Annotated in this window: 13 protein-coding genes; 12 read left to right on the plus strand and 1 reads right to left on the minus strand. The window is 47.0% G+C overall.

Going from position 1 to position 14577, the window contains the following annotated elements; translation table 11 throughout:
- Positions 1–4: 4 nt before the first annotated feature.
- Entirely contained in the window at positions 5–673 is a 669-nt protein-coding gene (locus ACSR9A_RS17475; RefSeq protein ID WP_473758579.1) for a VOC family protein, read from the plus strand.
- A 281-nt stretch (positions 674–954) separates the two neighbouring features.
- Positions 955–1785, plus strand: coding sequence for a GNAT family N-acetyltransferase (locus ACSR9A_RS17480; protein ID WP_473758580.1), 831 nt, complete (start codon positions 955–957; stop codon positions 1783–1785).
- A gap of 89 nt (positions 1786–1874) precedes the next feature.
- Here ACSR9A_RS17480 and ACSR9A_RS17485 read toward each other — a convergent pair whose 3' ends face one another.
- Positions 1875–2054, minus strand: a complete 180-nt coding sequence (locus ACSR9A_RS17485) for a uracil-DNA glycosylase (protein ID WP_473758581.1) — start codon at positions 2052–2054, stop codon at positions 1875–1877.
- A gap of 453 nt (positions 2055–2507) precedes the next feature.
- Between ACSR9A_RS17485 and fabI the strand changes: the two genes are divergently transcribed.
- From fabI to ACSR9A_RS17535, 10 genes are all read left to right on the plus strand, one after another.
- Positions 2508–3284 carry an enoyl-ACP reductase FabI gene (gene fabI, locus ACSR9A_RS17490; protein ID WP_473758582.1) on the plus strand — a complete coding sequence of 259 codons (777 nt, stop codon included), beginning with the start codon at positions 2508–2510 and terminating at the stop codon, positions 3282–3284.
- 35 nt (positions 3285–3319) lie between these two features.
- Positions 3320–4000, plus strand: coding sequence for a ribose-5-phosphate isomerase RpiA (rpiA, locus tag ACSR9A_RS17495; protein WP_473758583.1), 681 nt, complete (start codon positions 3320–3322; stop codon positions 3998–4000).
- A gap of 271 nt (positions 4001–4271) precedes the next feature.
- Positions 4272–5288, plus strand: a complete 1017-nt coding sequence (locus tag ACSR9A_RS17500) for an ABC transporter substrate-binding protein (protein ID WP_473758584.1) — start codon at positions 4272–4274, stop codon at positions 5286–5288.
- A 100-nt stretch (positions 5289–5388) separates the two neighbouring features.
- Entirely contained in the window at positions 5389–7011 is a 1623-nt protein-coding gene (locus ACSR9A_RS17505; protein ID WP_473758585.1) for a helix-turn-helix domain-containing protein, read from the plus strand.
- A gap of 78 nt (positions 7012–7089) precedes the next feature.
- Entirely contained in the window at positions 7090–8181 is a 1092-nt protein-coding gene (locus tag ACSR9A_RS17510; protein ID WP_473758586.1) for an endospore germination permease, read from the plus strand.
- Positions 8178–9653, plus strand: coding sequence for a spore germination protein (locus tag ACSR9A_RS17515; protein ID WP_473758587.1), 1476 nt, complete (start codon positions 8178–8180; stop codon positions 9651–9653). The genes ACSR9A_RS17510 and ACSR9A_RS17515 overlap by 4 nt, the downstream gene beginning before the upstream one ends.
- Position 9654: 1 nt before the next feature.
- Complete coding sequence (locus ACSR9A_RS17520; protein WP_473758588.1) at positions 9655–10803, plus strand: Ger(x)C family spore germination protein; 1149 nt, start codon at positions 9655–9657, stop codon at positions 10801–10803.
- Between the two features lie 168 nt (positions 10804–10971).
- On the plus strand, positions 10972–11139 hold the full coding sequence (locus ACSR9A_RS17525; RefSeq protein WP_473758599.1) for a cold-inducible protein YdjO-related protein: 168 nt from the start codon (positions 10972–10974) through the stop codon (positions 11137–11139).
- An 83-nt stretch (positions 11140–11222) separates the two neighbouring features.
- Positions 11223–13178: an ATP-dependent DNA helicase gene (locus ACSR9A_RS17530; protein WP_473758589.1), complete on the plus strand. Its 1956-nt coding sequence runs from the start codon at positions 11223–11225 to the stop codon at positions 13176–13178.
- A gap of 59 nt (positions 13179–13237) precedes the next feature.
- Complete coding sequence (locus ACSR9A_RS17535; RefSeq protein WP_473758590.1) at positions 13238–14443, plus strand: multidrug effflux MFS transporter; 1206 nt, start codon at positions 13238–13240, stop codon at positions 14441–14443.
- Positions 14444–14577: the final 134 nt, after the last annotated feature.

Raw genomic sequence — 14577 nt, forward strand, 5'->3', positions numbered from 1 at the left:
CACAATGAAATTTGAACACATCACCTTATGGACAAGCAGGCTGGATGCGCTGTATTCCTTTTATAACGAGCAGCTTGGTTTCCCGGTGCTGGATAGAAATGAGCAGTCCTTCACTACGGCCATTGGCAGCACGAAGCTTACATTTCTGGCGACAACGGACCAGACCGAGCCCTTCTATCATTTTGCCATTAATATACCGGAAAATAAGCTAGCAGAAGCGAAACGCTGGCTGAAGGGAAAAGTGGCGCTTATTGAGGAGGAGGGCAGAGACGAGGTATTTTTCGCATCATGGGATGCAGGGGCCGTTTATTTTGCTGATCCTGCTGGAAATATCGTCGAGTTCATTGCCAGGCATCAGTTGAAAAATGGTACAGAGCACCCGTTCAGCTTCTCCGACTGCCTCGAAATTAGTGAGCTGGGCATCGTTGCTGCAGAGGTAATCCCTATCGTTCGAGAGCTAAATGCGCTGGGCATTCCCAACTGGCGGGAGGATAGCGAGGGATTAACCCCGGTCGGCGATGAGCATGGGCTATTTATTGTGGTGAAGCAATTTCGCAAATGGTATTTCTCAGGTGGCAGACAGGCGCAATTTTATCCGGCGGAAGTAGTAATCGTTTCATTAGGACGATTGGAGTTTCCGCGGATTTCGCAAATTCACTTGCACCATACTTAAGCGACTGTTTATAAACGAATAAAGAGATTTATTTTCCGTTTTATGCCTATTAGAGAAATAATTCAAAGTATTAGCTTTTCTATGACATAGATAGGACAACGGAGGCGTATTTTCTGAATAGTCTGAAATCACTCTGTTGGATACATAAATATAATTATGTAAACAAAATAAGGGCAGAATGGGGAGAGGGAACTGAAAGCATTTATTTTCGACATGGATGGTGTCATTATAGATGCCATTAAGGATATTCCGTTATCACAATTACAAGGAGGTTTTACTTGTTGAATACTCGTATGACTACCCTCGAGCTTGTGGAGCGCGTTGAGAACTCCGAGCTTGTATACATGCTGGATCGAATGAAGGCCATTCAGGAACGGGAGCATAATCCGATGGGGATAGCGCTTCAGCGCTTCGGCCCAGCAGTGGCTATTGCCAGCCGAGCAATGCCATGGCCGCAATTTAATACGGTTAAAGGCTTTGGCCGTGCAGGCGCAGCACAGCTGGATGAAGTGCTAAAATGGTATAAAGAGCGGGGCGGGAGTCCGCAATTCGAGATCGTGCCTTCGCGTATAGATGGGGACACGCTGCTGGCGCTGGCCAAGCAGGGGTATTATCAGTCGGGCTTTCATGCGAGTATGGCAGGAAACATCGCTGAACAAGCAGGCATGAGGTCGGAGGAAGGTCAGACAGGCCTTGTCGTGCGCAGGCTTGGTGAGCACGAGGTTGATCTTTACGCAGAGCTGCATGCGCTGGGCAGCGGGCTGCCGATTGCTGGGAAAAATCACATTGCGGATAATAACCGTATGCTGTTCAAACGGGATGGCTGGCAGTTTTATGCTGCTGAGATTGATCATATCGCTGTTGGGGTTGGCGTCATGCATATACATGAACGTATCGCCTCCCTTACATTTGCCGCAACATTGCCAGAATATCGCAAGCGAGGTGTTCAAGCGGCGTTAATTACAGCGCGCTTGCGTGCTGCTGCCCAAGCGGGCTGCAGCCTCATGGTCGGACAAGCCGCCTATTGCTCTAGCAGTCATCGGAATATGGAGCGCGCCGGCATGAGCCTTTGTTATACGCGCAGTACATGGAGCAGACTTCCCTCTATGTAAAGCTGTCTCTTGTTTACCTACAGGCGAGAAGACAGGGAGCCAAATCCTAAAAAATAAGGCAGCAAACCGTTTATTGACGGTCTGCTGCCTTATCCTTTTTCCTTAGCTTCAAAGTTCAGGCAAGGCTTCCCGGAGGAAGCCAGTACAACTTGGCTTGGCATCGCCTGCGATTTAAAACCGAACGCCCTGCAGCCTCTTGGCGCGCCGGGGTCCCAAGTTACATAATAATGGCGGCATTTCATGCAATTCTTGCGCTCCTGCTCTGTCATTACAATGAATCATCCTTCTATGAATAAGATGCTAACGTTTATTATAGCATTTCTCGGAATGAAACGCGCCGCGCCGCCAGAGGATGGCGACAGCCGTTTCACCTTGAAATATAGGAAAGGATATCCCAAAGCAATCCTTTCTCTATATTTCTCGGACTGAAACGCGCCGCGCCGCCAGAGGATGACGACAGCCGTTTCACCTTGAAATATAGGAAAGGATATCCCAAAGCAATCCTTTCTCTATATTTCTCGTACTGAAACGCGCCGTGCCGCCAGAGGATGGCGACAGCCGTTTCACCTTGAAATATAGGAAAGGATATCCCAAAGCAATCCTTTCTCTATATTTCTCGGAATGAAACGCGCCGCGCCGCCAGAGGATGGCGACAGCCGTTTCACCTTGTTTTATGCTATAATGGCAAAAGATTTATGGATTTAGCTAATGGAGGGATTACTTTGTCTGGTATGATGAACAACAAAAAAATCGTAGTAATGGGCGTCGCGAATGAACGCAGCATTGCTTGGGGAATCGCCAAGTCGCTGCATCGGGAAGGGGCTCAGCTTATTTTTACATACAGAAAGGAACGTTCTTTCGAGAAGCTGAAGGGCTTGCTTGCGCAGACAGGCATTACTCCACTGCTGACAGTATCCTGCGACGTATTGGATGATGAAAGCATAAGCGCAGCTTTTGCCCATATTAAAGAGCAGGCCGGAAGCATTGACGGAATCGTGCATTCGCTTGCTTTTTCGGATAAGGATGAGCTTAAGGGCGAATACCTGGAAACCTCGCGTGAAGGCTATCTGCTGGCGCAAAATTCCAGCGCTTTTTCGCTTGTGGCGATCGCTAAGCAGGCGAAAGGCGTAATGTCCGAAGGCGGTAGCATCGTTACCCAATCCTATATCGGCGCAGAGCGCGTAGTGAAAAATTATAATGTCATGGGCGTTGCCAAGGCAGCACTTGAAGCAAGCGTACGATATTTGGCCGAGGATCTTGGCAAATATAATATTCGGGTCAATGCCGTTTCTGCAGGGCCGATCAAAACATTATCTGCAAAAGGCGTGTCCGGCTTTAACGAAATCATGCAAACGATTGAGGAGCGGGCGCCGCTACGCCGCAACATTGATCAGGAAGAAGTGGGCGATGCGACGCTATTCCTTCTTAGTCATCTGTCACGCGGCATTACTGGCGAAGTGCTGCATGTCGATGCAGGCTATCACATATTGGGCTTGTAACTTTAATACAGTAGGCAGAGAGCGGAGGGAAACGTTTGAACGTCAAGCAATTGGCAGCAGAGAAAGCCGTTCAGCTTGTGCAGGATGGCATGCTTATTGGGCTAGGAACAGGAACGACGGCATATTGGGCGATTTTAAAGCTGGCGCAAAGAATGAAGCTCGAAGGACTGGACATTAAAGCCGTTGCCAGCTCCAAGCAGTCTGAGGATTTAGCGGCTGAGTACGGCATTCCGTTAGTTCCGCTCGCTGAAATTACGGCGATAGATTTAACGATTGACGGTGCGGATGAAGTAGACGGTGAGCTTCATTTGATAAAGGGCGGCGGCGGTGCGCTTTTGCGGGAAAAAATTCTTGCTGCGCATAGCAGAGCATTTATTGTAATCGTGGACGAGTCCAAAAAAGTTAGCCAGCTTGGACATTTTCCCCTTCCGGTGGAAGTGGTGCCCTTCGCCTCTAATTTGACGCTGCAAAAGCTGAGGGAGCTTGGCTGCACTGCTGAGCTGAGGGCATCGGCTGACGGCATTTTTGTAACGGATAACGGCAACTATATTGCCGATTGCCGCTTCGGTACGATTGCTTCTCCTGCTGAGCTGCATGATCAGCTGAATGCGATTCCCGGCGTGGTGGAAAATGGCTTGTTCATCTCTATGGCTAGCCAAGTGATCGTTGGCTTCAATACGGGTGAGACAGAAATTTTAACAAGAGACATACCTTAATTGATTTGCGAAAATTTTGCATGATTTTAAAAAATGGGATTCAGCGAGCGTTGCCTTAAAGGCAGCGTTCTTTTTATTTTTTTGAGGCCTACAAATCGATCTTTACAGCCCATAATCTAAGGAAGGAACTGCTGTATAAATGTACATTTGGGGTGTTGCGCCAAAAATCGCGTGTATTACTAAAAAGTCCATTGAATAATTAAGTTCTACTATTTATGATAAGCAAGGCATACAAATGAGAATAAATATCAGTAGAGGGAGCGGAAAAGTTATGGCTTTTGGTAAAAAAGGCTTGTCCTTATTGAGTGGTATATTGGTGCTTGTCATGGTGCTTGCAGCATGCGGAGGCGGAGTAGTGAAGGAAGAGGCGAGTGCGGTACAGACCGAGCAAGCATCGCCAGAAAAATCTCCTGAAAATCAAACCACGAATATGCGCACCTTTGAGCATGTGCTCGGTAAAATTGAAGTCCCTGCGCAGCCACAGCGCATTATTGGATTATTCGTTGAAGACGAAATGAGTACGCTTGGCGTTAAGCCGATCATGCAATACTCGAGCGGAGCTTATTATCAGACCTATCTGGAGGAATATTTGAAGGATGTTCCGAAGCTCGACACGAGTACGATTAACTTTGAAGCCGTAATGGCTGCACAGCCGGATCTCATTATTCTTGGCTTCCAGGGTTGGGCAGAGGAAGGCGCCTATGAAAAATTATCACAAATTGCGCCGACCTATGTATTTACAGGCAGTGAAATTCAATATCCGGAAAACTGGAAAAAAAATCTTCTTATTGTAGCTGATCTGCTCGGAAAGACAGATCAAGCGGAAGCTGTAATTAAAAAGCGTGAAGCGGAAACGAAGCTGGCTAAAGAGCAATTGCAGACTGCTGCTAAAGGGACAACAGCAGCTATGGTTCGCATCCATGCCAGTAAGGAGCTAAGATTGTATGGAGGACCTGGAGGTCAGGTGGGGACAGCATTGTATGGTGATTTTGGGCTGGAGCCTGCTCCAATTGTGCGCAAGCTGGCTTGGGGAGAAGACATGGATATCCAGACGATTTCCATGGAAATTATTCCACAGCTCGATGCCGACTATATTTTCCTAGCTGTAGATGAAGGAAGAGAGGGACAGGCTGAAGAGCTTAAAGAAAGCAGATTGTGGAAGAGCATTCCTGCCGTCCAGCAAGGCCATGTCTATGAAGTGCGCGGTGATGTATGGATCACAAACGGTCCACTTGCCTATGAGAAAAAGCTGGAGGATGTCATGAAGGCGATCATTCCAAGCAAATAACAAATAACAAAGAAGAAGCTAGTTAGCCTAATGGTTGACTAGCTTCTTCTTTGTCTATTAGAATGATGATAATAATTCTCAATAAATGCAGGAGGCATCCGTGAATTCAACGAATAGAAGTACTCCAAATAGGGGCTACCAAGCGACTCCTTTTCATTCGTACTTTTTTAGACTGGTTGATGTTGTATCCCTTGAACACAGTAAGGACAGCGCGATCTTCCCTAGTGTCAGTCTGAGCTACAGGCTGATTATTGTATCAAGCGGCTCAGCCAGCTTTCTTATAGACGACAGCTGTTATGCAGCCACCCTTGGCAGTTGTTATGGAATAGCGCCTGGTGCAAAGCTTGACATCGCCGCTGATGGAGGAGAGGAGAAGGAGCTGCACTATATGTGCATGACCTTTGACATCGTTTGCTCTCAGCTCAACAGCAGCCTTCCTCTTCCTTTCGCTCATGGCGAAATGATAATCAAGCCTTTCGATCGTATGCTGGTGGGAATACGCAAGCTGATCGCCATGAAAAATTCTAAAAGTGAGAAAGATCGGCTCAGCTATTATTTTCGTTTCCAGAAGCTTATGTATGCGATCCTAGAGCAAAATACGGCCGTCTCAGAAACGACCACTTCCATGCAGGCCGTAGAACGGACCGTTTCTTTTTTAAAAGACCATTATAACGAGGAGATAAGTACGCAGCAGTTAGCAGACCAGGCTGGCCTTGGCACAAAGCAATACATCGTTTTATTCAAAAAAATAACAGGCTCAACGCCTCATGAATATGTAACAGAGCTGCGAATACGCAAGGCCAAGGAACTGCTGCTTATTTCTAGGCAGCCGCTTTCTGACATTGCAGAGCAGGTTGGATTCCGCGACAGCTATTATTTTAACCGTCGCTTTAAGCAGGTAACAGGTGTACCTCCGCGAGTATATGTCAACACGCGCCAGTATAACCTTTTGTCCATCGATTATGCTTGTGCGCTTCTGGCGCTTGGCATAAAGCCGGTTGGCGCACCTGCGTATCATTTGGGCTATTATGCTAGGCGTTCAGGAGAAGCCATTTCTAGCATTGGAGATAAGTCAACATTCTATTACGACAAAATGACTGCACTAAAGCCTGATCTTATCATAAGTAGTGACACGCTAGACATTGAAATACAACAAAAGCTTGAGCGTATAGCTCCGATTGTAAACATTCCATGGATGGGGCTGCAAGCAACGGGGCATTTACAGGAGATCGGTGATTTGCTTGGGATGAGCAAACAGGCACAGAGCTGGATCGACGGCTACGAAATGAAGCGAGCGGAGGCTCACCGGCGGATCAAGCCCTATTTAAATGTGAATGAAACGGTTGGCCTTCTCGTCATAGAAGGAGAGGAGCTATTTGTACTTGGGGATCGTAATGCGGGCGAGGTCATGTATCGTTCCTTTGGATTGCAGCCACCCCCGCTTGTTCAAAGCGAGCTTGCTAAACATCCTAACCAATACGGCAGGAAGGTAGCGATTGAGCAGCTCTGGCAATATGAAGCCGATCGGTTGTTTATCATCGTATATGGGGCGGAGGCTGCCCAAACCTATAAGCAATTGCAGCACAATCCTATCTGGAGGGAATTGTCGGCTGTCCGTCAAGGCAAGGTGCAAACGATAGATCCGCAAAAGTGGATTTATTATGATGTGCTTTCGCTCTCAGGGCAATTGGAGGATGGGATCAGCATGCTTGCTAAACCATGAGGCGTATAAAATTGGATCAATAAGGAAACCTATAAGTGCTATTATCATTTAAAATAAACGCTTGGGGTGGAATTCGAGATGGTTAAGGCACTGCATCAAGTAAGCTTTCTACAAATTTGCATGATTCTCATGATGACGGTCGGCTTAACGAATCATGTCATTGTGAATCCTTTAATTTTGGAAGCTTCGGGCAGAGATGCATGGATTTCCGTCTTATTGACAGGTGTATTATTTCTTCCTTGGTGCATATTGCTTGTTCTATTTATGAAGAAATCCGGTCAACAGAAATTGCACCCTTGGCTGGCATCCAAGACGAATCCGTTCATAGCTTGGCTGATGATCATTCCGATTTGTCTACAATTGCTTTTCATCGGGGGATTTACATTAATTGATACGGTCAGATGGACCACAACCAATTATATGCCCAGTACGCCAAGATCGGCTTTAATTATCACCCTGTGTCTCGTATGCTGTTATTTTGCAATGTCTGGCATTCGCATGATTGCGATCGCTGCAGGTATTATGCTTCCCATAGTCATTTTGCTGGGTTACTTTGTGGCGATAGCCAATACGCCAGAGAAGGATTATCGTCTTTTGCAGCCTGTCCTTGAAAATGGCTGGCAGCCCGCCGTTCATGGCATGATTTATGTTGGTGGTGGATTTGTAGAAATGATTATGCTTCTAGCTGTTCAGCATCGAATCAAATCCCGGGTTAAAGCATGGCAGCTTCTCATTTTGGCCGTTCTCTTAATTTATATTACGCTCGGGCCTATCATCGGGGGCATTGTGGAGTTTGGACATGTAGAAGCGGCGAAGCAGATGGAATCCCCCTTTGAGCAGTGGAGGCTTGTAAAATTCGGTAATATTGAGCATGTAGATTTTTTATCAGAATTTCAGTGGCTGTCCGGAGCCGTTATTCGTACAAGCTTTGCGATGTTTTTATTGGGAGAACTGATCCCCTTACCAAACAAGAAGGCGACGCGGCGACTCATTCTCCTGTTGACACTCGGCTATATTTTCTTGGGATTCATACCCATCAATGGTTACTCCTCTTATCTTTGGCTCTATCACTATTATTTCCCCGTTACGCTGTTCACGGTTTTGGTTCTTTCGGCCATATTCATTGCAATCGCTTTGCTGAAGCGGCAGGGGAAGGGGAGCCCCGCATGAACAAAACAAAACTTGAGCCTGCCAAGCCGTGGAGCCTGCAGTCGATTTCCGCCTTATTTCCGCATTCTGCAGATGTGTTAATCCAGCGATTCCAATTTGATGAAGATGTGCGTTCAGAGGTCATCCTTATTTATAGCGAAGGATTATGCGATACCTCTCAAATTGGAAAATATATTCTTCCGGATCTGGAGCAGCTATACCGTAAAAATGGGTTTGCTCATTTGCAATCGGGCAAATTATACGGGACGCTGCCGCTTATTCCAGCAACTAGGGACGCGCTGCCAGAGCAGCTTTGCGAGTGGATTTTTCAAGGTGATTTGCTGCTCCTATTTAATGAGTCAAATACATTATTTCGAATGACGCTCGGCCATCACCCACATCGTACACCGGAGGAATCGACTACAGAAGTATCGATTAAAGGGCCTAGAGATGGGTTTGTAGAGGATGTTAGCATTAATGTGGCTCTCATTCGCAAACGGATTCGCAGCCAATCTTTATGCTACGAGACGGTAACGCTTGGCAGACGAACGAGAACGAAGGTTGGTTTATTGTACATCGACGACATTATTTCGCCAAATGTGCTGCAAGAGGTGAGGAATCGTTTAAATAGCATTGATGTGGATGGGCTTTACAGCATTAACCAATTAGAAGAGATGCTTGTGGAAGAAAAATATAGCTTGTTCCCTTTGCTTGACTTTACGGGGCGTCCGGATTATGCCGTAAGCTGCCTGCTGGCAGGCAGGTTTATCGTTATTGTGGATGGCAATCCAATGGTCTTAATTGGGCCGAGCACCTTCTTGCTCATGCTGAAATCTCCAGAAGACTTGTATTTTAATTTTCAATACGTTTCCTTTGCGCGCTTGCTGCGCATTTTCAGCTTTTTTATTTCCATTTTGCTGCCGGGGCTGTGGATTGCGCTTTCTGCGTTTCATCAAGATCAAATACCGTATAGGCTGATGGCAACGATGGCTGCTACCCGAGTTGGACTGCCATTTTCAGGCGCATTGGAATTTTTAATTTTGCTCCTGCTGCTGGAAATATTCAGAGAGGCCGGTGTCCGTCTGCCAAGCTCCATCGGTCAAAGCTTAACAGTCATTGGCGGATTAATTATTGGAGACTCTGCTATTCGGGCAGGCTTTGTTTCGCCGAGTGTCGTCGTTGTGGGTGCAATTACGGCAGTAGCTGGAGCGACACTCGTTAATCAGTCGTTAAGTACGACGGTGAGCGTCATCCGTTTTCTGCTGTTTATAGCGGCTTCATTACTGGGAATGTTCGGATTTATTTTAGGGATTGTCGTGCTGATTGGATATATGGGACGGCTCAGCTCCTTCGGTGTCCCTTATTTGTCGCCATATTCTCCTCCTATTATGAAGGAGCTTTTTGCGGCTACGCTTAGGCTGCCCTGGGTAAAGCAGAAACAAAGGCCAGAAACATTGCATACGGTTGATTCGGACAAGCAAGGGGAAGATTAGCATGAATTTGTGGATAAAATGGGGCCTTATCACTGGTTTGCTTCTGCTAAGTCCAGGCTGCTTTGATTCAAAGCCGATACAAAACATGGCTTATGTTACAGCTATCGGACTGGATTATAAGGATGGACATTTTATTACTTACGCTCAGGTGCTGAACTTCTTAAATGTGGCAAAATCCGATAAAAACGAAATAGGAAAAAACATACCGGTATGGATCGGCCGTGGTATAGGAAAGACGGTGACAGAATCACTGTCCTCGCTGTCCGAAACATCGCAGATCAGAATGTTCTGGGGGCATGTCAAAGTTGTTGTGGTGGATGAGGAGCTTCTAAAATCGCAAGCGATTGTTCGACAGAGCTACGAGGCCATCAATCGCTATCGCGAGGTTCGATATAATATTTTGCTCTATTCAACGAAGACGCCGATGGTAGACATATTCAAACAAAAGTCAATTTTTAATCTTCCGGCATTGGATTCCATTTTGGATACCCCCGAAGATACCCATGCACAGCGCTCCAACCTTGATCCCCAATATGGCTTCAAATTAATTGCTGAATTTAATGAGCCGGGCAATACGGCCATGATTCCTACGATTGGCATAACGAAGGAGGTATGGAGGGAGGATGCCCGGAAAATGCCGATGTTTAAAATTACGGGGGCTTTTTTTATGCGGCAAAATGAGAAAACAAGCTGGTTTTCAGAAACAGAATTGCTTGGAAGAAGATGGGTGCAAAAAGAAAATAAACGCTCCGTTCTTCTAATTGGAAATAGAGAAGCTCCGACTGCTAACCTCATTATTGTAAAACCGCATTACCGAATACAGCATGTTAGCAACAACAAGCAATTGCAGTTTAAGGTTGAACTGAAGGCGAAAGCCTTTGTGGAGGAAATGATTAAAGAGGCAACAGTAAAAGAAATGGAGGCTCTTGCGGCAAAAGCCATTCGTGATGAAATAATGGCTACCTATGAGAAGGGTCTTGCGACTCAAACGGATCTGCTAAATTTATTTGGCGAGCTTTATCGGAGTGACGCCAAGCTTTGGCATCAGCTGAATAACAGCAAACAACTTCTATTAAACCAAAATACGCTGGGCCAAATCGACGTGAAAGTAACGATTTCCAATACTGGAAAATACAAAGGTAGACTGTAACATTTTTTGGTTAGATCAGGGAGGCAGGCGGGGGTGAGAGTCTTGACTTAAGCGTCCATGAAGTGATATATTATGTCAGATTGCCTGAACGTGTAAATGAAAGGGATGTAAAATATATTGGCTACGAGCGAAGACATTACGAAACCGAAATTATTACCTACCAAAATTTTGAAATGTAAAAACCCCGAATGCAAAGCGTGGGTAAGAGATGAATTCGCCTCGGCAGAGCAAACCTGCCCGTTATGCAAAGGACCGATGCTAAGAAGCATGAAGCATTTGCCAGCCGTGCAGAACAAGCCAAAGCCGCAGCCTAGAAAACCGAAATCCGACTTTTAATTTCAATTTGAAAAAAAACCGCCCGAACGGCTGCGTGATTTTAGCGCAGCCGTTCGGGCGTCTATTTGGAGGCGCTGCAAAGTATGACACAACATCATTATCCGTTTGATTTTGACCCGTCACAGCCTTACATGCAGCAGGCAAGCGACTGGATCGCGGATGTTTTTTACGAGAAGCTTCCCGAAGCTGGGCTTGAGCTGCGCGATGAGCAAATTTATATGGCGTTTCAGCTGGAACGGGCTTATGCGGACAAGCAGACGATTTTCGCCGAAGCGGGCGTCGGCACTGGCAAAACCTTTGTTTATTTGCTTTATGCCATTAGCTATGCACGTTATACTCAGAGGCCAGCTATTATTGCCTGTGCTGATGAATCGCTCATCGAGCAGCTGGTAAAGCCGGAAGGCGATATTGCCAAGCTTTCCCGTCATTTGGGGCTGACAATCGACAGCAGATTGGGAAGATCGCCTGACCAGTATGTCTGCTTGAACAAGCTTGATGATGCACGCGGCGACGCTCAATTAGAGGGCGCTGAGCATTTTGACGACATTTACCGCAGCTTGCCGGATTTTGTTCATAAACCGGAAACGATGCAAAGCTTTCACCCTTACGGCAATCGCCGGGATTACCCGGAGCTCAGCGATGAAGTATGGGACCATGTCGGCTGGGACGTCTTTCAGGACTGTATGGTATGCAGCCGCAGACATCGCTGCGGACAGACGCTGTCGCGTGATCATTACCGTAAATCGACGGATCTAATTATTTGCTCGCATGATTTTTATATGGAGCATGTATGGACTTATGAAGCGCGCAAACGAGAGGGACAACTGCCCTTGCTGCCGGAGCATAGCTCAGTCGTATTCGACGAAGGGCATTTACTGGAAACAGCGGCGCAGCAGGCATTAACGTATAAGCTCAACCATGCGGTATTTGAGAGCATTATTACGCGTTTGCTGGAAGGGGAAATCCGCGAATCGCTGGCGCTGGCTATCGAGGATGCAATTGTGCAAAGCGAGCAGCTATTTGACCGTATCCAGCAAAGCAGCCGCGCTGTAACAGCATCAGATCGTCGTGAGCTGCTATGGGACAATACGCTTATACAGGAAGTCAACCGACTGCATCAACTGCTTGATCTCATTGAGGAGGAGCTTGTATTCGAAAGCGGTTTGTTCACGCTTGATGAATATCAGCTCAAAATCGTCGAGGAGCATCTGGAGATGATCCAATATGCTCTCTCGTTGTTCCGCAAACCCGAAAAGCCGATTAGCTGGGTGATGGAGGACAAGTCGGGCATTTCACTTGTTATTATGCCTAAGATGGTGAAAGAAGTGCTGGAGGAGCAGGTGTTCTCTCGCAAAATGCCGATTGTGTTTTCATCGGCTACGCTGTCGGTTGACGGCTCCTTCGAATATACGATGGACAGCCTTGGCATTAAGCAGGCCGAGTCGTTCTCGGTTGCTTCGCCATATGATTATGAGAATAAAATGCGGGTGCTTGCATCCGATTCTGAGGCACTGGATGAATTTGCGAATCAGATGCAGGCAACGGTGAAGCTGCTTGGGGAAGCGGAGGGCGGCACACTTATTTTGTTCCCTTCTCGTGAAGAGCTCGCTCGCTTCAAGCAGGCGATGAATGACGAGCCGCTTGCGCAGCAAAGACGGTTTCTTTATGAAGGAACGTCGGAAATCAGCCATTTGATTGAGACATTTCAAGCCGATGAGTCCAGCATACTATGTGCGGTAACGCTTTGGGAGGGGCTGGATATACCGGGGCCGTCTTTATCTCAAGTCATTGTATGGTCTCTGCCATTCCCTCCGAACGATCCAGTGTTTGCTGCAAGGCGTGAGGATGCCAAGCTGCCTTTCGAAGAAGTGGATATGCCTTATATGCTGCTGCGCTTAAGACAGGGCATGGGGCGTTTGATTCGTACAAGCAGCGACCAAGGTACGGTTGTCATTTTTGGCGAGGAAATGCGCCAGCCGGCTGTTAAAGAGCGGATTCGCGCGATTATGCCGAAAGGTGTTAAGCTGCTGGCTCTATAATTGTATAAATTCATAATATGCTTATTTTCATAGGACACCAGAGAGGAAATTAGCTTCAAATGAAAATAAATAAGAATCATAAAAGGCTCAGGCTTGCTTTGCTGCTAGGTTCTTTCTCAGCGCTGGGTCCACTGACGATTGATATGTATTTGCCGTCATTTCCGCAAATAGCCGAGGATTTTGGTACGAAGGCTTCACTCGTGCAATTGAGCTTGACTGCCTGTTTAATCGGCCTTGGTCTCGGACAGCTGGTCATGGGACCGATGAGTGACGTTCATGGCAGGCGCAAGCCGCTGCTGCTGTCCTTGGTCGTTTATTTGATTGCTTCGCTGGCCTGTGCGTTGGCACCGAATATTACTTTGTTTATCATCGCCCGTTTTATACAAGGCTTTGCTGCTTCATCGGGCATCGTTATTTCAAGAGCCATTGTCCGTGATTTATATAGTGGACATGAGCTCACCAAATATTTTGCACTTATCATGCTTGTGAACAACGTTATGCCTTTGCTGGCACCTGTTGCCGGAAGCGGAATTATTTCCTTCACCACTTGGATCGGTGTGTTCATCATACTTGGGGCGATAGGCCTTACACTAGCGCTCATTGCAACGTGGCAGCTGGAGGAAACGCTCCCGCGTGAAAAACGAATTTCTAGTAATTTCGGAGAGCTGCTGCACAATTTCGGGCAGCTGCTCAAGGATCGCGAGTTTACAGGTTATGCGTTGACGCAAGGACTGATGATCGGCGGCATTTTCGCATATGTCTCAGGCACACCGTTTATTTATCAGCATATCTACGGTACCTCTCCGCAAGTATTTGCCTTTTTGTTCGGTACCAACGGCCTCAGCCTTATTTTGGGCTCGCAGATCGTCGGGCGGCTTAGCCACAAATGGTCGGAGCAGCAGTTCTTGCTGCTCGGGCTGCTGCTCTCCGGGGCATCGAGCGTTTCATTGCTGATTGCGGTGCTTGTGGAGGGGCCGCTGTGGTCGCTCGTCGTTCCTTTATTTTTCTTTGTATGCTCGATCGGTATTACAGCTACTGCTTCGTTTTCGCTGGCTATGGAAAATCAGGCTCATATTGCCGGCAGTGCATCGGCCTTGCTTGGCTTGCTGCCTTTTATGCTTGGCGCTGTAGCCGCGCCACTCGTCGGTATTGCCGGAGAGGAAACAGCTGTGCCGATGGGCGTTATTATTTTCACCGCCAGCATGCTTGGAATGGTTGCTTATTTCGGCCTTGTCCGCTCTAAGCAGCGTGCTTCAGGAAAATAGATTAGCAAGCAAGAATTAAATAAAGCACGCCTTATTTAACGGGTACCTATAGTCTGGACACTTTGAACAAAGTGATCGGACTGTGGGTACTTTTTTTAAATTATAAGCATGTAACGGCGACAGCCGTTTCACCT

It is taken from the genome of Paenibacillus sp. R-74696, from assembly GCF_055814915.1.